The sequence below is a fragment of the Mycolicibacter sinensis genome (genome assembly GCF_001667375.1).
GTDB lineage: Bacteria > Actinomycetota > Actinomycetes > Mycobacteriales > Mycobacteriaceae > Mycobacterium > Mycobacterium sinense_A.
This window is the reverse complement of the sequence record NZ_LZIN01000098.1, coordinates 14,095-31,735: the sequence shown is the minus strand read 5'-3', so window position 1 is coordinate 31,735 and position 17,641 is coordinate 14,095. Positions and strand designations below refer to the sequence as shown.

The 17,641-nt window shown below is 68.9% G+C and carries 18 protein-coding genes; 7 read left to right on the top strand and 11 right to left on the bottom strand.

Annotated features, from left to right (window positions below; genetic code table 11):
• Nucleotides 1-246: 246 nt before the first annotated feature.
• Nucleotides 247-3,234, top strand: coding sequence for an MMPL family transporter (locus A5771_RS20270; protein WP_064856994.1), 2,988 nt, complete (start codon nucleotides 247-249; stop codon nucleotides 3,232-3,234).
• Between the two features lie 29 nt (nucleotides 3,235-3,263).
• Complete coding sequence (locus A5771_RS20265) at nucleotides 3,264-3,746, top strand: helix-turn-helix domain-containing protein (RefSeq protein WP_064924615.1); 483 nt, start codon at nucleotides 3,264-3,266, stop codon at nucleotides 3,744-3,746.
• Nucleotides 3,747-3,764: 18 nt separating this feature from the next.
• Here A5771_RS20265 and A5771_RS20260 read toward each other — a convergent pair whose 3' ends face one another.
• On the bottom strand, nucleotides 3,765-4,478 hold the full coding sequence (locus A5771_RS20260) for a hypothetical protein (protein ID WP_064856992.1): 714 nt from the start codon (nucleotides 4,476-4,478) through the stop codon (nucleotides 3,765-3,767).
• Nucleotides 4,475-5,179, bottom strand: a complete 705-nt coding sequence (locus A5771_RS20255; protein WP_064856991.1) for a hypothetical protein — start codon at nucleotides 5,177-5,179, stop codon at nucleotides 4,475-4,477. The genes A5771_RS20260 and A5771_RS20255 overlap by 4 nt, the downstream gene beginning before the upstream one ends.
• A gap of 53 nt (nucleotides 5,180-5,232) precedes the next feature.
• On the opposite strand from A5771_RS20255, the gene A5771_RS20250 reads away from it, so the two are divergent.
• Nucleotides 5,233-7,218: a M13 family metallopeptidase gene (locus tag A5771_RS20250; protein WP_064856990.1), complete on the top strand. Its 1,986-nt coding sequence runs from the start codon at nucleotides 5,233-5,235 to the stop codon at nucleotides 7,216-7,218.
• Between the two features lie 42 nt (nucleotides 7,219-7,260).
• Here the strand turns inward: A5771_RS20250 and A5771_RS20245 are convergent, their stop codons facing one another.
• From A5771_RS20245 to A5771_RS20230, 4 genes are all read right to left on the bottom strand, one after another.
• Nucleotides 7,261-8,397: a L,D-transpeptidase gene (locus A5771_RS20245; protein WP_064856989.1), complete on the bottom strand. Its 1,137-nt coding sequence runs from the start codon at nucleotides 8,395-8,397 to the stop codon at nucleotides 7,261-7,263.
• Between the two features lie 162 nt (nucleotides 8,398-8,559).
• Nucleotides 8,560-9,771, bottom strand: a complete 1,212-nt coding sequence (locus tag A5771_RS20240; protein WP_064856988.1) for an MFS transporter — start codon at nucleotides 9,769-9,771, stop codon at nucleotides 8,560-8,562.
• A 78-nt stretch (nucleotides 9,772-9,849) separates the two neighbouring features.
• Nucleotides 9,850-10,143 carry a metal-sensitive transcriptional regulator gene (locus A5771_RS20235; RefSeq protein WP_064856987.1) on the bottom strand — a complete coding sequence of 98 codons (294 nt, stop codon included), beginning with the start codon at nucleotides 10,141-10,143 and terminating at the stop codon, nucleotides 9,850-9,852.
• Nucleotides 10,140-10,712, bottom strand: a complete 573-nt coding sequence (locus tag A5771_RS20230) for a DUF305 domain-containing protein (protein ID WP_064856986.1) — start codon at nucleotides 10,710-10,712, stop codon at nucleotides 10,140-10,142. The genes A5771_RS20235 and A5771_RS20230 overlap by 4 nt, the downstream gene beginning before the upstream one ends.
• Before the next feature lie 77 nt (nucleotides 10,713-10,789).
• Here A5771_RS20230 and ilvD point away from each other — a divergent pair, with 77 nt between their 5' ends.
• Together ilvD and A5771_RS20220 are read left to right on the top strand one after the other, a co-directional pair.
• Entirely contained in the window at nucleotides 10,790-12,505 is a 1,716-nt protein-coding gene (gene ilvD, locus A5771_RS20225) for a dihydroxy-acid dehydratase (RefSeq protein ID WP_064856985.1), read from the top strand.
• Nucleotides 12,506-12,637: 132 nt separating this feature from the next.
• Nucleotides 12,638-13,015 (top strand): group I truncated hemoglobin, encoded by a 378-nt coding sequence (locus A5771_RS20220; protein ID WP_064856984.1) that lies wholly within the window; start codon nucleotides 12,638-12,640, stop codon nucleotides 13,013-13,015.
• Nucleotides 13,016-13,052: 37 nt separating this feature from the next.
• Here A5771_RS20220 and A5771_RS20215 read toward each other — a convergent pair whose 3' ends face one another.
• Both A5771_RS20215 and A5771_RS20210 read right to left on the bottom strand, forming a co-directional pair.
• Nucleotides 13,053-13,499 carry an SPW repeat protein gene (locus A5771_RS20215; protein WP_064856983.1) on the bottom strand — a complete coding sequence of 149 codons (447 nt, stop codon included), beginning with the start codon at nucleotides 13,497-13,499 and terminating at the stop codon, nucleotides 13,053-13,055.
• 129 nt (nucleotides 13,500-13,628) lie between these two features.
• Nucleotides 13,629-14,285 carry an O-methyltransferase gene (locus A5771_RS20210; protein ID WP_064857027.1) on the bottom strand — a complete coding sequence of 219 codons (657 nt, stop codon included), beginning with the start codon at nucleotides 14,283-14,285 and terminating at the stop codon, nucleotides 13,629-13,631.
• Between the two features lie 121 nt (nucleotides 14,286-14,406).
• Between A5771_RS20210 and mymT the strand changes: the two genes are divergently transcribed.
• Nucleotides 14,407-14,556 carry a metallothionein MymT gene (mymT, locus tag A5771_RS20205; RefSeq protein ID WP_064856982.1) on the top strand — a complete coding sequence of 50 codons (150 nt, stop codon included), beginning with the start codon at nucleotides 14,407-14,409 and terminating at the stop codon, nucleotides 14,554-14,556.
• A 37-nt stretch (nucleotides 14,557-14,593) separates the two neighbouring features.
• Here mymT and A5771_RS20200 read toward each other — a convergent pair whose 3' ends face one another.
• The 3 genes from A5771_RS20200 to A5771_RS20190 form a co-directional block, all read right to left on the bottom strand.
• Nucleotides 14,594-15,100, bottom strand: coding sequence for a TIGR04338 family metallohydrolase (locus tag A5771_RS20200; RefSeq protein WP_064856981.1), 507 nt, complete (start codon nucleotides 15,098-15,100; stop codon nucleotides 14,594-14,596).
• Nucleotides 15,097-15,849: a DUF2786 domain-containing protein gene (locus tag A5771_RS20195; RefSeq protein ID WP_064856980.1), complete on the bottom strand. Its 753-nt coding sequence runs from the start codon at nucleotides 15,847-15,849 to the stop codon at nucleotides 15,097-15,099. Before A5771_RS20195 ends, A5771_RS20200 begins: the two co-directional genes overlap by 4 nt.
• 99 nt (nucleotides 15,850-15,948) lie before the next feature.
• Nucleotides 15,949-16,788, bottom strand: a complete 840-nt coding sequence (locus tag A5771_RS20190) for an alpha/beta hydrolase (RefSeq protein WP_064856979.1) — start codon at nucleotides 16,786-16,788, stop codon at nucleotides 15,949-15,951.
• Nucleotides 16,789-16,836: 48 nt separating this feature from the next.
• Between A5771_RS20190 and A5771_RS20185 the strand changes: the two genes are divergently transcribed.
• Nucleotides 16,837-17,577: a glucose 1-dehydrogenase gene (locus A5771_RS20185; protein ID WP_064856978.1), complete on the top strand. Its 741-nt coding sequence runs from the start codon at nucleotides 16,837-16,839 to the stop codon at nucleotides 17,575-17,577.
• Nucleotides 17,578-17,641 lie beyond the last annotated feature (64 nt).

The following is a 17,641-nucleotide window of genomic DNA, read 5'->3' as shown; positions in this document are numbered from 1 at the left end:
CGGTATGGGCGGGAAGTCTCCCGGCAGCAACGGCACGATCCGGGGGTCCGTACGCGATCCTGTCAGCCCTGATCGACCGCCGCCACCCGAGCGCACGTCAGCCTGGTCACAGTGCGGTTCCCGGACAGCATCAGACCAGCTCAGAGGCGACGGGAAACCCCCGGCGCATCAGTGGGCTGCGGTAGGCTCGCAGCACGCGAGGCACCGGTGCGGGCGAGAGCGGGGAGAGCCGAAATCCAGCAGTTCATGATGCGCCTCAGTAGCAACCTGCGCAGATTCCGCTGGGTGGTCTTCACAGGTTGGCTTCTGGCTGTGCTCCTCTCGCTCTACCTGGCCGGAACCCAGTCCGGTCACCTCACCGGCGGGGGCTTCGAGGTGGCGGGGTCCCAGTCGCTGAACGTGCAGTATCGGCTCGAGGAACACTTCCCCGACCAAGGCACCTCGCCGCTGGCTCTGGTGGCCGCTCCCCGCGCCGATGCCACCTATCAGGACATGAAGAACGCCGTTGCACTGCTCCAGCGCGTCGCCGGCGAGGCGTCCAGCGTCACGGTGATGCCCGATCGAGCACAGCCGCCGCCACGCCCCGACCGGCCCTACGTGGTGTCGCTGCGGGTGGACTTCGACAACACCGGCGCGGTCGACGTCGCCAAGAAGCTGCGGGCCAAGCTGGGGGTGGAAGGCGACCAGCCCGGCCGGATCGAGAACGGCTCGGTGAATCTGTATGTGATCGGCCAGGGCGCCCTGGGGGCGGCGGCGTCGGCGAAGACCAAGCAGGACATCGCGGACGCCGAACAATGGAACATGCCGATCGTGCTGATCGTGTTGCTGGCGGTGTTCGGTTCACTGGCGGCCGCCGCCATCCCGCTGGCGCTCGGGATCGGCACCGTCGTCGTCACCATGGGACTGGTCTATCTGCTGTCGATGTTCACCGCGATGTCGGTGTTCGTCACCTCGACGGTGTCGATGTTCGGGATCGCGCTGGCGATCGACTACTCACTGTTCATCCTGATGCGCTTCCGCGAAGAACTGCGGGCCGGCCGCCAGCCCCAGGAGGCCGCCGATGCGGCCATGGCGACATCCGGGCTGGCCGTGGTGCTCTCCGGCCTGACCGTGGTGGCCTCCCTGACCGGCATCTACCTGATCAACACCCCGGTGCTGGTGTCGATGGCCACCGGGGCGATCCTGGCGGTCTCGGTCGCCGTACTGGCCGCGGTCACCCTCACCCCCGTGGTGTTGGCGGTGTTCGGACGTCCGGTCGCCAAACGCTCGGCGCTGTTGCACTGGGCGCGCCGCCCGCAGGCGACCCAGTCCCGGTTCTGGACCCGCTGGACGGCGGGGGTGATGCGCCGCCCCTGGGTGTCAGCGCTGCTGGCCGCCGGGTTCCTGCTGACGCTCGCGGCGCCGGTGCTGTCGCTGGAACAGGGCAACAGCATGCTCCGCCAGTTCGACTCGTCCCATGAGATCCGGGGCGGAGTGGCCGCGGCTGCGCAAGCCCTCGGTCCCGGCGCGTTGGGGCCGGTCCGGGTGCTGGTCACGGTTCCCGACGCGCACGCATCGGCACCCGAGCATGCCCAGACGTTCCTGGCGGTCCGCCAGGCGATGACGCAGGCCCCCAACATCGCCTCGGTGTCCCCGCCGGTCTTCGGCGACGACGACAGCAGTGGGTTGCTGTCTGCGGTGCTGTCGGTCGACCCTGAGGACATGGCCGCGCGCGAGACCATCGACTGGATGCGCGAACACCTGCCCGAAGCGGCCGGGTCGCCGTCGGTGCGGGTCGACGTCGGTGGACCCACCGCGTTGATCAAGGACTTCGACGACCGGGTCGCGGCGGCCGAACCGCTGGTGCTGGTATTCGTGGCCGTGATCGCGTTCCTGATGCTGTTGATCTCGATCCAGTCGGTGTTCCTGGCGTTCAAGGGCGTCGTGATGACCGTGCTGTCGGTGGGGGCCGCCTACGGAAGCCTGGTCGTGGTGTTCCAGTGGGGGTGGCTGGAGCGACTCGGGTTCGCGCCCACCGGCTCGATCGACAGCTTCATCCCGCCGATCGTGCTGGCGATGACGTTCGGTCTGTCGATGGACTACGAGATCTTTCTGCTGACCCGGATCCGGGAGCGTTTTCTGCAGTCCGGCAACACCCATGACGCCGTCGCCCACGGGGTGAGCAGCAGTGCGCGCACCATCACCAGCGCCGCTTTGATCATGATCGCGGTGTTCATCGGCTTCGCGTTCGCCGGCATGCCGTTGGTCGCCGAACTCGGGGTGGCCTGCGCGGTGGCGATCGCGGTGGACGCCACGGTGGTGCGGTTGGTGCTGGTGCCGGCGCTGATGAAGATGTTCGACGAGTGGAACTGGTGGCTGCCGCGCTGGCTGGCCCGGATCCTGCCCTCGGTGGACTTCGAGAAGCCGCTGCCCACAGTCGAGCTGGGCGACGTCGTGGTGATCCCCGATGACATCTCCGCGCTGATCACCCCCAGCGCCGACCTTCGGGTGGTGGTCAAGTCGGCGGCGAAGCTCAAAGAGCTGGTTCCCGACGCCGTCTGCGTCGGCGACCCGCTGGCACTGCGCGGCTGCGGCCTTGCCGAGATAGCAACCAGCAAGATCGAAGTGCTACCGGTCGGTGCGGCGGCGGTGCCCGCCGGCGGCAAGGCGAGGGCCCACCCGCTGGCCAGGCTGGCCGGCGGGTGGCAGTCGCGCACCGGCACCGGCCGGGCGATGCCGAAGGCGGTGCGGCCGGTGCACCCGGTGACGGTGTGGCGGCGCCGGCTCGCGGTCGCCCTCGACGCGCTGGAGACCGAGGCGTGGGTAGCAAACGAGATCGGGCTCGAGGGCCCGGCGTTGACGCGTCGCCGCCCGATGGAGACCGCGGCCGTGCAACTGCCCACCGGCGACCGGCTGCAGATTCCCACCGGCGCCGAGACACTGCGGCTCAAGGGCTACCTGCTGATGTCACGTAACAGCCGCCGGGATTACGCGGAGCTCGCCGAGCTCGCCGACGTACTGGACCCGAAAACCGTTGCTGAGGCACTCAAGGAGATCGACAAGTACTACTCTGGGCAACCAGCCGAACGACGATGGATGGCCACGCAGCTGGTCTGTCGGCTCGCCGACCCGGAACCCGCCCAACGCGAGGAGGACTACTCCGGCGGCGGTGCGCCCCGAGCGGACACGGACTGGGAACACGTCCGGGGACGCTGCCTGGCGGTGGCGGTGGCGATGTTGGAGGAGGCGAGGTGACGTTGGCCGCGGACCGACGCAGCGGATCGCTGCCACTCCGGGGACAATCCCGGCCCGATTCCCGGCCCGGTGGCACCGACCGGCCGGTGGAGTTCTGGCCGACCTCCGCCATCCGCTCGGCGCTACAGACCGGCGATATCACCACCTGGCAGCTGATCGTGGTCGCCCTCAAGCGCGACCCGTACGGGCGCACCGCGCGCCAGGTCGAAGAGGTGCTGGAGGGCACCGAACCCTACGGCATCTCCAAGGCGCTCGCGGAGGTGCTGGCCCGGGCCCGCGACCACCTGGAGGCCAACGAACGCGCCGAGGTCGCCCGCCACGTGCGGGTGTTGATCGAGCGGTCGGGCCTGAGCCGTCAGGAATTCTGCTCGCGGGTCGGGGTGCCCGCCGACACGCTGAGCGAATACCTGGACGGCACGGTCAGTCCGCCGGCCTCGCTGATGATCCGGATGCGGCGACTGTCGGACCGGTTCGTCAAGATGCACACCCGCGGCGACCCCGGACAACTCTGAGCCATCTGACGCCGCGCGTCAGCGCGCGTGGATCGGGGACATCTCCAGCACCATCCACTGATCTCCGCGCTTGGTCAGCGTCACCCGCACCGGCACCACCGCCTGCTTCACCTGCTGGTTCGCCACCGACTGCACGCTGCGCAGCACCACCGCGACCCGAGCTGCCGAAGGCCCGAGCGCCTCGACGCCGGCGCTGAGCGCCTGCGCGTCCACGGCGATGTTGCGGTTGGCCATCTCGGTGGCGGTGCGGCCGATGCTCTCCCGGAAAGCGTTGACCCGGTCGGGGACCATGAAGGTCGCTGCCTTCTCGATCGACGCGTCCGGGTTGGCCGGCGAGACGGTCGCCGCGGCCTCTGCCATCGCGACGGCGGTCTTGACCACCTCACCGGAGTCGGCCTCGAGTTCCTGATCGGGCACCGTCCAGTCCAGATATCCGAACACCGCTGCGACGACCAGCGCCGTGGCGGCCAGGCCGGCCACGCCCAGTCGCAGGCCCGGCCGGTCGTCGTCAGTGCCGACCGTGACCCCGTCACGGCGTAGCAGCAGGAAGTTCACCACCATGCCCTCGACGATGAGCAGCACCAGCACCGAGCAGACCGACACCCACCACAGCGGCCAATCTTTGACCAGCCCGAAAAACAGCAGACCGGCGATCGCGGCCAGCGGAGCGGCGATGTCGAAAGCCAGGACGCGCCACAGCGCCCGCGATTTCAGGTTCCCCAGCTTGCTCATCGGATCGACCTCAATCGAGAAATCATCAGGTGCCCGTCGACGTCGCTGACGTCGAGGTGCAGCGCCCAGTGCACGGTCTGCGGCCGGCCGCCGACGTTCTCGGCGATCGACGTGGCGATCACCATCACCGGGTCGGTGCGGCCGGGAGTCGACGCCTGCTCGGTGGTGGCGGCCGGATCGTCCAGGTTGTGGCGTTCCGTCTCGATGGCGACCGCCTCGATCCGGCCGCTGCTGCGGGATTGGATCTTCTGCACCACATCGCGGTAGGGCGCCAACGCGGCGTCGAACTCGCTGTTGAGTTCGCCGACGGTCTTGTCGCGCAGTCGCGCCATGCCCTTCTCGACGTTCTCGGCGTTCAGGTTGATCAGCACGCTGGTCCAGCTGGCCGCGGTCTGCAGGACGCGGCTGCGGTAGGAGCGCTCGTCGACATCGCCGCGGTGCATATTCCAGGTGATCAGACCGAAGACCAACGCGGCCACCGCGACCAGTCCGAGGAACGCCGACACCAGGCCGTAGCTGGAGAACATGGCGCCTTTGGCCTCTTTGGCCGCCGGCGCCCGCTTGCCGGGGGCGGGCTTTTTGACGACCGGTCTCTCGTCGGCTTCGCCCTCGGCGCCGGCCGCCTCCGCGGTGGTCGAACCGGGATCGCCGACGCCGTCGTCCGTTTCGTTGGAGATGTCGGGCTGCTCCTCGTCAGGCATGGCGGTGACGCTACAGGACGGCTGTACCGTTCGCCGTGAAAGGATGGGCACCGATGACCTCACCAGCGACGCGTTCCGGCCTCGATCTCAGCCATCTCGACAGGGCCGTCCGCCCGCAGGACGACCTGTTCGGTCATGTCAACGGCCGCTGGCTCGACAGCTACGAGATGCCGCCGGACCGCGCCACCGACGGAGCCTTCCGCGCCCTGTTCGACCGGGCCGAGATCCAGGTCCGCGATCTGCTCACCGAAGCCGCCAAGTCGGGCGCGCCGGCCGGGACCGATGAACGACGGATCGGCGATCTGTACGCGAGCTTCCTCGACGAGCAGACCGTGCAGGCCCGCGGTGTGCAGCCGCTGCTGGCGGAGTTGGCCGCGATCGAGCACGCCGGTGACCGCGACGCCCTGGCGGCGGTGCTGGGCGCCTGCCAGCGCACCGGCGTCGGCGGCGCCGTCGGGCTGTATGTGGACACCGATTCGAAGGACTCCACCCGTTACCTGCTGCACCTGACCCAGTCCGGTCTCGGGCTGCCGGACGAGTCGTACTACCGCGACGGGCAGCACGCCGAGATCTTGGCCGCCTACCCCGACCACATCGCGGGGATGTTCGCGCTGGTCTATGGCGGGGACGCCGCCGAGCACGCCGCGGTCGCGGCTCGCATCGTGGCGCTGGAAACACAACTGGCCGGCGCGCACTGGGACGTGGTGAAGCGTCGCGACGCCGAGCTGAGCTACAACCTGCGCACCTTCGCCGGGCTGCCGCAGGAGGCGCCCGGTTTCGACTGGGCGGGCTGGGTCGGCGCCCTCGGGGTCTCCGGTGAGGTCACCGCCGAACTCGTGGTGCGCCAGCCCGACTACCTGACCGCGTTCGCCGCGCTGTGGCACTCCGTCGAGCTCGCCGTTTGGCGGGACTGGGCGCGGTGGCGGCTCATTCACGGCCGGGCCGGAATCTTGACCGATGACCTGGTCGCCGAGGACTTCGAGTTCTACGGGCGCCGGCTCTCGGGCACCGAGCAAATCCGGGACCGGTGGAAGCGCGGCGTCTCCCTGGTGGAGTCGATGATGGGCGACGCCGTCGGAAAGCTTTACGTCGCAAAGCATTTCCCGCCCGATGCCAAGGCGCGCATCGATGCGCTGGTGGCGAACCTGCGGGAGGCCTACCGGGTCAGCATCGCCGGCCTGGATTGGATGACCCCCGAGACCCGGGAGCGGGCCCTGGCCAAACTGGACAAGTTCACCGCCAAGGTCGGCTACCCGGCGCGCTGGCGGGATTATTCGGCCGTGGTCACCGATCCCGCTGACCTGTACGGCAACTTCCTGCGGGCCTACGCGGTCAACTACGACCGCGAACTGGCGAAGCTGGGCTCGCCGGTGGACCGCGATGAATGGTTCATGACACCGCAGACCGTCAACGCCTACTACAACCCGGGCATGAACGAGATCGTCTTCCCCGCCGCCATCCTGCAGCCGCCGTTCTTCGACCCCGAGGCCGACGACGCGGCCAACTACGGCGGGATCGGTGCGGTGATCGGCCACGAGATCGGCCACGGTTTCGACGACCAGGGCGCCAAGTATGACGGCGACGGCAACCTGATCGACTGGTGGACCGATGCCGACCGCAGCGAATTCGGTACGCGCACAGACGCTTTGATCGCGCAATACGACACTTACGTGCCGCGGGCGCTGGGCGACGGGCGCCACGTGAACGGGTCGTTCACCGTCGGGGAGAACATCGGTGACCTCGGCGGGCTCTCGATCGCCCTGCTGGCCTACCAGCTGTCGCTGGGCGGCGCCGAGGCCCCGGTGATCGACGGCCTGACCGGGGTGCAGCGCGTCTTCTACGGCTGGGCGCAGGTATGGCGCACCAAATCCCGTGACGCCGAGGCGATCCGGCGACTGGCGACCGATCCGCATTCACCGCCGGAGTTCCGCTGCAACGGGGTGATCCGCAACATCGACGCGTTTTACGAGGCGTTCGGTGTCACGCGTGACGACGCGCTGTACCTGGAGCCCGCCCAGCGGGTCCGCATCTGGAACTGACCTGTTTTATTGCGCTTTAGTGCGCGAGCGGGGATCGCGGCACTACATCTGCCAGTCTTGGGCGCCGTCGTTCTTGGTGTAGGTGCCGACGGAGTTCTTCACCACGACCGGGTCACCGCTGCCGAAGTTGTCGTAGAACCACTTGGCGTTGGCCGGGCTCAAGTTGATGCAGCCGTGGCTGACGTTGCGCTTGCCCTGGTCGTTGACCGACCACGGGGCGCTGTGCACGAAGCCGCCGCTGTTGTCGATGCGGACCGCATCCTGCACGGTCACCTTGTAGCCGTAGGTGGAGTTGATCGGCACCCCGTAGGTCGACGAGTCCATCACCAGGGTGGGCATCTTCTCCAACACGTAGTAGGTGCCGTTGGGGGTCTCGTGGCCGCCGGTCGACATACCCATCGACATCGGGAAGGTCTTCTCCAGCTTGCCGTTCCGGGTGATCGTCATCTGGTGGGTCTTGTCGTCGGCGGTGGCCACCAGCGAGTCCCCGGTGCGGAAGCTCGACTTGGTGCCGGCCGCGTCGACGGTGACGGTGGTGCGGGCGGGCCAGAAGTTGAACGGCCGCCACCGCACCTGGCTGGGCGTCATCCAGTAGAACTTGCCGGGCACCGGCGGGTTCGAGGAGATGTGGATCGCCTGCTCGGCCATGGCCTTGTCGGCGATCGGCCGCTGGAAGTTGATGATGATCGGCTTGGCCACACCCACCAGCGAGCCGTCCAGCGGGTTGAACGACGGCGGCAGGAACGGCGGGGTGCCGGTGAACGGCTCCGGGTTCTGCCCGGCCACCGGCCCGGCAGCGACCGGTACCGCACCCGGCTGTGCCGCACCCGGCTCGCCCGGCAGCGGCTGGCCCGGCAGCGGCTCGCCCGGCACCGGCTCACCCGGCACCGGCTCGCCCGCGGCCGCCGGAGCGGGCTCCGCCGGCGGCGGGAACGCCATCGGGTCCGCCGGCGGCGGAGGCGGCGCGAACGGGTCCGGAGGCGGCGCGAAGGGGTCCGGCGGCGGCAACTCCGCCGGAGGCGGCGCGAACGGGTCGACCGGGCCGGCGTTCACCGGCGCGGGCTCCCCGGGCTGCTGCGGCGGGTCGGCCAGCGCCACCCCGCAGCCCAGCGTGAGCACCGCGGCCATTCCCGCGGTGGACAGCCAAGCCCCGATGCCCGCGAGCTTCCATCCCGACATGCGTCTACCTCCGGTGGACAATCTTGGCTTCAAGTGTGGCACAAGGCGACCGCCAGCTAACTCGTACAGCGAGCCGAAAACGTTCCGAAACCGGGTCGGAGATCCCACTGACCTGCGGTTTCTAGCGGCGACGCAGTGGCGAAGGTAACCGCCCCTGTTACGTCAGGGAACGACGAACAACCGCTTGCTGACCGCGATCCCCACCGCCGCGAGGCCCACCAGCAGTGCCGATGCGCTGAGCATCGCCGACGTTCCGGCCCGCTCGAACAGCAGGCCGCCGGCCAGCGATCCCCCGGTGATGCCGACCTGAAACGCCGTCACGTACAGACCCGACGCACCATCGGGATCGTCGGGCGCAGTGCGCATCGCCGCGGACTGCAACATCGGCGACACCGCCATCGCCATGGCACCCCAGAGCACGATCGCCGCCGCTCCCGCAAGTGTCGTGCCGGTCGTGTGGTGCCCGCCGATCGACAGCGACGCCAAGACGACGAAAGCCGCCGACATCGCAGCCATGCAGCCCCCGGTGATCGCCTTGGGCCGGTGATCCAGTGGGCGGGCCAACATCGGCATCGCGATCAGCCCCGCCGCCCCGAACGCCGCCAACAGCCAGGCCAGTCGGGCCCCCGGGACGCCGACCACGTCGCCGATGATCACCACGATGAAGGTGTAGGAGATGAAGTGGCCCATGACCGCGATCAGCATCACCGCGCTCACGCCCAACAACCGGCCATTGCGGTAATGGTGGTGGCCGACCAACGCCAGCTGGTCGGTGCTGAGCACCAGCGCGGGCAGCGCGAACCGCGCCGCCACGGTGATGGCCGCCGCCGCCACGGTGATCACCACCACCGCCAGCCGCCAGCCCCACAGCAGGCTCATGGCCGAGGTCAGCGGGATACCGACCACCAGTGCCAAGCTGGTGCCCACGTAGATCGCCGTGGTCGCCCGCCCGGAGTGACTGGGCGGCACCAACCGAGTGGCGATCGGCGCCAGCACCGACCACATCAGGCCGTGGGTGACGGCGCACAGCGCCCGCCCGCCGGCCAGCACGGTGAAGTTCGGCGCCATCGCCGAGATCACCTGCGAAGCGGTCAGACAGAACAGGGTAAGCAGCAGCACCCGGCGGCGCGGCCAGTGCGCGGTCCAGCGCACCAGGGGAATCGTCGTCGCCGCTGCCACCACCGCATACCAGGCCAGCAGGGTGCCGACCAGCGCTTCACTGACGCCCAGGCCCTCCGAGATCGCGGGCAGCGCCCCGACCGGCAGGATCTCAGCGGTGGCATAGATGAACGCAGCGGCGGCCAGGATGGCCAACTGGGCCGTGGTCCGGGGCGTCCACGGCCCGCTGCGGGCTTTTGCGGTGTCGACAGTCATGGTGTGGGGGCAGCGTCGAGTGGTGTTGGCGCATGGCGCTCCCGGTAACTGCTGGGTCACATGGTAACGGCGCGGGGGTCAGGAACGAACCAACCGCGCAATAGCGGCGGTGGCCTCGGTGAGTTTGGCGTCGGCCTCCTCGCCGCCGGACGCGACGGCACCGCGAACGCAGTGCGCCAGATGCTCGTCGAGCAGGTTCAGCGCCACCGAGCGCAGCGCGCTGTTGACCGCGCTGATCTGGGTCAGGACGTCGATGCAGTACTTGTCCTCGTCGATCATCTTGGCGATGCCGCGCACCTGGCCTTCGATGCGGCGCATCCGCTTGGCGTAGTTGTCCTTCCGCGGGGAGTACCCGGGTGCATCGGTGCTCATAGCGCCCCCAACTGTTGGTTCATCTGGTCTATCTCAATCTGCTGCCGTGCCGCCAGGGACTGCGCGATGCTGATCGCCTCCGGGCTCTGGCCGTCTTGGATCTCGTTGTGCGCCATGGTGATCGCGCCACGATGGTGTTCGATCATCGATTGCAGCCAGAGCTTGTCGAAAGCAGGGCCGCGCAGGCCTCGCAGTCGGTCCAGGGTGGCCCGATCCACCATTCCGGGGATGTCCGCGGCCGCGTGGTGCCCGCCAGACGGCGCCTCCCACTGCAGCAGTTGCGCCTGGCAGCCCTGCAGTTCGGTTTGCTGCTGCGCGGTGATCTGGTTGGCAAGCGCCAACAGCGCCGGATCGGTGCTGCGCCCGCCGACTAGCGCCGTGAGCTCCAGGGCCTGCTGGTGATGTACGACCATGTTCTCCAGGAACGCGATGTCGACAGGGCTGCCGGTGTTGGCCGCCGCCGAACTGCTCGAGACAGCGGCCTCCGGCGGGGTTTCCGGCGGGCGGTGACAGGCGCCGGCCGCGATGCTGACGGCGAGTGCCACGACGACGGCGACGGCGGATCTCATGCGCACACTTTAGCGCATACCCCCGCGGGGTATTTTATTCGTTTGGTCCGCCCACCCCCTACCGGCATACTTAGCGGGTGAATTCTGGAAGCACCGACACCTCGTCCGTCGACATCAAACCCCGCAGCCGCGACGTCACCGACGGCCTGGAGCGGACCGCCGCCCGCGGGATGCTGCGCGCGGTGGGCATGGGCGACGAGGACTTCGCCAAGTCTCAGATCGGCGTGGCGTCGTCGTGGAACGAGATCACCCCCTGCAACCTGTCGCTGGACCGGCTGGCCAAGGCCGCCAAGGAGGGCGTTTTCGAAGCCGGCGGCTACCCGCTGGAGTTCGGCACCATCTCGGTGTCCGACGGCATCTCGATGGGACACGAGGGCATGCACTTCTCGCTGGTGTCGCGCGAGGTGATCGCCGACAGCGTCGAGACCGTGATGTCCGCCGAACGGCTCGACGGCTCGGTGCTGCTGGCCGGCTGCGACAAATCGCTGCCCGGGATGCTGATGGCCGCGGCGCGCCTCGACCTGGCCGCGGTGTTCCTCTACGCGGGCTCGACCATGCCCGGCTACGCCCAGCTCTCCGACGGCACCGAGCGCGAGGTGACGATCATCGACGCCTTCGAGGCGGTCGGGGCCTGTTCGCGGGGGCTGATGTCACGCGAGGACGTCGACATCATCGAGCGGTCCATCTGTCCCGGCGAGGGCGCCTGCGGCGGCATGTACACGGCCAACACCATGGCCAGCGCGGCCGAGGCGCTCGGTATGTCGCTGCCAGGCAGCGCCTCGCCGCCCTCGGCCGATCGCCGCCGCGACGGCTACGCCCGGCGCAGCGGGGCGGCCGTGGTGGAGTTGCTGCGCCGCGGTATCACCGCCCGCGACATCCTGACCAAGGAGGCGTTCGAGAACGCGATCGCGGTGGTGATGGCGTTCGGCGGATCCACCAACGCGGTGCTGCACCTGCTGGCGATCGCGCACGAGGCCGAGGTCGAGCTGACCCTGGCCGACTTCTCCCGGGTCGGCGCCAAGGTGCCGCATCTGGCCGACGTGAAACCGTTCGGGCAGCACGTGATGTTCGACATCGACAAGATCGGCGGGGTGCCGGTCATGTTGAAGACGTTGCTGGAGGCCGGCTTGTTGCACGGCGACTGCCTGACCGTCACCGGAAAGACGATGGCGGAGAACATCGCCGAGCTCAACCCCCCGGTCGTCGACGGCAAGGTGCTGCACGCGCTGACCAACCCCATCCACCCGACCGGGGGCATCACCATCCTGCGCGGCTCGCTGGCCCCGGAGGGGGCCGTGGTCAAGTCGGCCGGCTTCGACACCGACGTGTTCGAGGGCACCGCACGGGTTTTCGACGGCGAGCGGGCCGCACTGGATGCGCTCGAAGACGGCACGATCAGCGCCGGAGATGCGGTGGTGATCCGCTACGAGGGCCCCAAGGGCGGTCCCGGGATGCGCGAGATGCTGGCCATCACCGGCGCGATCAAGGGTGCCGGTCTCGGCAGAGACGTGCTGTTGCTGACCGACGGCCGGTTCTCCGGCGGCACCACCGGGCTGTGCGTCGGCCACATCGCGCCCGAGGCGGTGGACGGCGGGCCCGTGGCGTTCCTGCGGGACGGCGACACGATCCGCCTCGACGTGGCCAACGCGACGCTGGACGTGGTGGCCGACCCGGCCGAATTCGCCGCCCGCGCCGACGGTTTCACCCCTCCCCCGCCGCGCTACACCACCGGCGTGCTGGCCAAGTACCGCAAGCTGGTGGGTTCGGCGGCCATCGGCGCGGTCTGCGGGTAGCCCGTCGCCGGCGGGGATGCCACCGGCGTGAATGTTCTTTCGACGATCGTGACTGCGCTTTAACGGCGGCGAAACGCCCTGACGGTGTGCTGGTCGGTGCATGGTTCGCCACACCCCCGAGGACACATTCAGATGACTTGCATCTACTCCGAGATCGGCGGCGCCGCGGCGCTGACCGCGGTCGTCGAGGACTTCTACGCGCGCGTGCTGGGCGACGCCCGGCTTGCCGGCTACTTCCGCAACAGCGACATGACCGCCCTCAAACGCAAGCAGGTCGCGTTCTTCTCGGCAGCGCTCGGCGGCCCGGGGCCGTACCGGGGGCTGTCGATGGCCGCGGCACATCGTGGCCGCAACATCGGTCGGTTGCAGTTCGACCTGGCCGTCGGTCATCTCACCGCTGCGCTGACCGCGTGCGGTGTACCCGAGACGACCACGGCGGAGATCATCGCCGCTATCGCGCCGCTGTCCGATGACATCGTGGCCGACCAGCACAGCGCCGCACTGGGCTGACCGGCCGACGGTCCGGCCGGTCAGCCGCTTACCGAGGTCACGCCGCGGGCGTGGTCGCGTCGTGCCGGGCCCGCCTACCGAAGTAGGCGGCGGTCAGCCCCAGGGCGGTCAATACCGCACCGGCGACCACATTCGACCAGATCATGCCGGGCGTCGGTGACATGTCCCGCAGGACCCAGGGGGAGATGATGAACCACACGCCGAACACCGGCAGGGTCCACGCCATACCGTGGGTGCGGTCCAGCGCCGAGGCCAGCCCGAACGCCAGGAAGGCCACCACCGCGCCGACGATGAAGTTGTTGAACGTCAGCCGGGACGTGCCGTCGAACCCGACGATCCACGGTGACAGGGCCGCATACACCGCCGTCAACAGCGTCATCCCGAAGGTGAATTGCGCCGCCATCGACTCGGCCGCTCGGTCATAAGTCGCCCGAAGAGCTAACAGATCCGGGTGACGATCGATTGATGAATGGACCGTACTCATTTCGCAACCTTTCTGTTACGCAGCAGGCATTTTGGTGCCGACTGCACCCATCCATCTGATGAAAGGTTACGCTCGCCGGCGATCCGCCAGCAACGCCGAATCCGCCTGGTCGAACAGCGAATACCTCGACTACTGCACCACCGCGATAGCGAAGCCGTCCCAGCTTTTGGCGCCGACCGTCTGAATCGCCGCGGCCTGCAGGCCCGGGTGCTCGCCCATCAGCTCCAGCACGTCTCGGCTGCCCCGCGCGGTCGGATCCGCATCCGGATTCAGGATCGCGCCTTCGCGAATCACGTTGTCCACCAAGATGACCGAGCCGGGATGGCCAAGCTGCACCGCCCAGTTCAGATAGCCGACATTGTTCTCCTTGTCGGCGTCGATGAACACCAGGTCGAACGGCTCGCCGGTCAGGGTCGGCAGGGTCTCCAGTGCAGGGCCGACCAGGATCTCCACCCGCTTCCCCACACCGGCGCGGTCCAGGTTGGCCCGGGCCACCTCGGCGTGCTTGGGCTCGTACTCCAGCGTCACCACGGCACCCCCGGGGCCGGCGGCCCGCGCCAACCAGATCGTGCTGTAGCCGCCCAGCGTCCCGATCTCCAGAATGCGGGTGGCGCGCGTCGCGGTGGCCAGCAGATTCAAGAACTTGCCCTGCTGCGCCGAGACTGCGATCGGCGGGAGTCCGGCCGCATCGCTGGCGGCCAGCGCGGCCTGCAACTCCGGGTCGTCACCGGCCAAGATGCGGTCCAGCAGGGTGTCGACGTCGCGGGGCGATGGGGTTTCAGTCACGTCCACCGAGGCTAGCCTCCCATCAGGATTTCCGGTGCAACGATCTTTACCCCATACCCCTATGGGGTATATAGTCAGCGGGCCGGCACCTCGCCGGCTCTCATCACCGAAGGAGAGACACATGGCGAACTACGAAGCAGGAACCGTGCTGACCTGTGGCCACGAGGGCTGCGGCTGCCGGGTCCGTATCGAATCCGCATGCCACTGCGAGGGCGCCGGCGCGGCCTACCGCTGCACCTGCGGTGACGAACTGGTCCCCGTCAGCAGTTGAGGACTCGCGGTCCGGTGACGCACCTGGAGGCCGTGCGTCACCGGACGCCTTCTTTGGCGAACACCACCCGCAGCACATGGCCCAGTTCGGGACCCATCACGATCTCGGCCAGCTCGCACAACGTCGCAACGAAATCCGGGCCGTGCGGCGGTCGGATGTCGCACAGATGATGGGCGATCTCGTGGAGCACCACCAGTTCCCGCAGCGCCCACTGGGCACCGCGTTGGTCCGGCACCGCGATAACGCCTGCCTGACCGAGCTTTTCGTAGTGCGCCGCCGTGGCGCCGCGGCGGGCGCGCACGCGCAACGCCGGGGCCTCCGGCCAGCGGCCGCGTACCGACGGCAGCGCCAGGACGTCGTCGACGTAACGCTGCACCGCCGCCACCGAGCCAAAGCGGGCCTCCGGCGGAAGCGTCAACCGGGTGCCGAAGAAATCGATGTCGCCCGAACCGCGCTCAGCGGCACGATCGAACAACGTCCGCACGAAGACCTCTGCGGCGTAGACCTTGGCGCGCTGGGTGTCGCGCTCGGAACGCTCGCTCACCGCTCCAGCGCGGAGCGCGCCACCGACAGCTCGGTGTCGTCGCCCAGCCGTGCTCGCCGGCCGGCCCGGTCACCGGCCCGTCGTGCTGCCGAGGAATACCCCGCTGATGCCCGGGTGGCCCGCCAGGTGCCGCGTGCCTGCGACGCGCTGCGGTAATAGTCGTGCAGCTCGATCTCCTTGTTGCGCAACGCGATCGCGGTGCCGGTCGGACGGCGATGGTCCTCCTCGGCCTCCTTTCGCGCCTCGTCGCGGGCCTCGGCCAGCCGCTGGCCGACGCGGGCGCCGAACGCGAGGTGGAAGTTCAGCCGGGCGGTGATGGTCGGGGTGGGCCGGTGTGCGCCGCTGGCGATGTAGACGTCGGAGGCCCGCACCATCTGTACGACCAGGCTGGCATAGAGGGCATGAGTGGCGTCGATGTCCTCGGCGAAGCCGTAGGCGTAGACGAACGTGGAGTTCGACGCCACGTCGCAGCGCACGTCGTTGGCCGCGGCGATGCCCACGAACAATTGCACGTAGGTGCGCAAGCCCTTGGCGCCCGGCGACCCGATGGTGATGGTGCGCTGCACCGGGGCGGTCGCCGCGGTCCGGGTGGCCGAATGCGCGCGGGCCACCGCCAGGTCGATGGAGGTCGCGGTGGCCAGCCGCTGCGCCGCCGCCATGAACGCGTCGGCTTCATGCGCGTTGTCGGTACCTTCGGCCTGGCGCAGCAGTGCGGCGATGCGCGCCAACATCTTGTCGTCGGTGCTCATTGCCGCCGCTCCTCAGCGTCGCTGCGCTCCGCCTCGTCGTCGTCGGTGCTCATGGTCGGCAACGCTAACCGACGTAAGCGACACCGCGCCGACGGCGATTCACAGGTGCGCGTCGATCCAGCCCACCACGTCGTCGAGCACCTGCGCGCGCTCGGGCTCGTTGAACACCTCGTGGTACAGATCCGGGTACACGATCCGCCGCACATCGGTGGACCCGACACTCTCCACCAGCTTCCTGCTGCCCTCGGCGGGGATCAGACCGTCCTGCTCACCGTGCACCACCAGCAGCGGCGCGGTAAGTGCCGCCGCCCGCGACGGCATGGTTTCGCCGACTTTGATCAGCGCCCGCGCCACACCGGCCGGCACCCGACCGTGGTGCACCAGGGGATCCTCGTTGTACGCCGCCACCACCGCCGGATCGCGGGAGACCAGGTTGGAGTCGAGCTTCTCGACCGGCAGGCCGGGGGCGAGCACACCGAGCGCTTTGGCGACGAACGCCAGCAACGGCGAGACGGTGCCGGCCATATCCACCGCGGGCCCCGACAGCACCATCAATTGGTAGTCGTCGGGGCGGTCGACGCCGTAGCTGAACACGATCGCCCCGCCCATGGAATGCCCGAGCACCACCCGCGGCGACCCGGGGTGCTCCCGGGCGGCGATGCCCGCCAACGTGTGGAAGTCGCCGGTGTATTCCGAGATGTCCCGGCACAGCACCCGCTTGCCTCCGGATCGGCCGTGGCCGCGGTGATCCAGCGCGTAGGTCACCAGCCCGGCTTCGGCGAACCGCGCCGCGACGTGGTCGTAGCGGCGGGCGTGTTCACCGAAGCCGTGCGAGAGCACCACCACGGCACGAGGTGCCGTTTCCGGTGTCCAGGTGTCGTAGACGATCTGCACTCCCCGGACACCGTCAAAGGTTCGTTCGGTGCGGGTGACAGCCATCAGGGCAGCGTAACGGGCAAACATCGCGCCCCGGTAACCTGAGGCGCCATGGGCAGACTCGAGGGCAAGATTGCGCTGATCAGCGGCGGCGCGCGGGGCATGGGTGCCGCGCATGCACGCGCCTTGGCCGCCGAGGGCGCGAAGATCGTGATCGGCGACATCCTCGACGAGGAGGGCGCCAAGCTCGCCGACGAGCTGGGCTCCGACACCGCCCGGTTCGTCCGCCTCGATGTCACCCAGAGCCAGGATTGGCAGACCGCGGTGCAATGCGCCGTCGAGGAGTTCGGCCGCCTCAACGTGGTGGTGAACAACGCCGGGATCGCCAAGTACAACACCCTGGAGAACTTCGACGCCGCCGCCTGGCAGCAGGTGCTCGATGTGAACCTGACCGGGACGATGCTGGGCATGCACGCGGCCGTGGCACCGATGAAGTCGGCCGGTGGCGGCTCCATCATCAACATCTCCTCGGTGGAGGGCATCCGCGGCACCGCCGGGCTGCACAGTTACGTGGCCTCGAAGTGGGCGGTGCGCGGCCTGGCCAAAGCGGCCGCCGTGGAGCTGGCCCCGCACAACATCCGGATCAACAGTGTGCTGCCCGGCTTGATCCGCACCCGGATGACGATCGCCATCCCCGACGACTCGCTGCAGATCCCGCTGGGCCGGGGCGCCAAGTCCGCCGAGGTGTCGACCGCGGTGGTCTTCTTGGCCTCCGACGAGTCCTCCTACATGACCGGGGCGGACCTGGTCATCGACGGCGGGCTGTCGGTGGGCATCCCGCACAAGGGGTGATAAGAGCTGTTTTAGCAGCTCAACCCTGGTGCTGGGCACCGGAGTTGTAACACGTTCCGGCCAA

Coding starts and splice junctions, on each gene's coding strand:
- A5771_RS20260 (WP_064856992.1), bottom strand. CDS start 4,478: ATGAGCAAGCTGGGGAACCTGAAATCGCGGGCGCTGTGGCGCGTCCTG.
- A5771_RS20230 (WP_064856986.1), bottom strand. CDS start 10,712: ATGAGATCCGCCGTCGCCGTCGTCGTGGCACTCGCCGTCAGCATCGCG.
- A5771_RS20245 (WP_064856989.1), bottom strand. CDS start 8,397: ATGTCGGGATGGAAGCTCGCGGGCATCGGGGCTTGGCTGTCCACCGCG.
- A5771_RS20215 (WP_064856983.1), bottom strand. CDS start 13,499: ATGAGTACGGTCCATTCATCAATCGATCGTCACCCGGATCTGTTAGCT.
- mymT (WP_064856982.1), top strand. CDS start 14,407: ATGGCGAACTACGAAGCAGGAACCGTGCTGACCTGTGGCCACGAGGGC.
- A5771_RS20185 (WP_064856978.1), top strand. CDS start 16,837: ATGGGCAGACTCGAGGGCAAGATTGCGCTGATCAGCGGCGGCGCGCGG.
- A5771_RS20240 (WP_064856988.1), bottom strand. CDS start 9,771: ATGACTGTCGACACCGCAAAAGCCCGCAGCGGGCCGTGGACGCCCCGG.
- A5771_RS20235 (WP_064856987.1), bottom strand. CDS start 10,143: ATGAGCACCGATGCACCCGGGTACTCCCCGCGGAAGGACAACTACGCC.
- A5771_RS20195 (WP_064856980.1), bottom strand. CDS start 15,849: ATGAGCACCGACGACAAGATGTTGGCGCGCATCGCCGCACTGCTGCGC.
- A5771_RS20220 (WP_064856984.1), top strand. CDS start 12,638: ATGACTTGCATCTACTCCGAGATCGGCGGCGCCGCGGCGCTGACCGCG.
- A5771_RS20250 (WP_064856990.1), top strand. CDS start 5,233: ATGACCTCACCAGCGACGCGTTCCGGCCTCGATCTCAGCCATCTCGAC.
- A5771_RS20270 (WP_064856994.1), top strand. CDS start 247: ATGATGCGCCTCAGTAGCAACCTGCGCAGATTCCGCTGGGTGGTCTTC.
- A5771_RS20190 (WP_064856979.1), bottom strand. CDS start 16,788: ATGGCTGTCACCCGCACCGAACGAACCTTTGACGGTGTCCGGGGAGTG.
- A5771_RS20255 (WP_064856991.1), bottom strand. CDS start 5,179: ATGCCTGACGAGGAGCAGCCCGACATCTCCAACGAAACGGACGACGGC.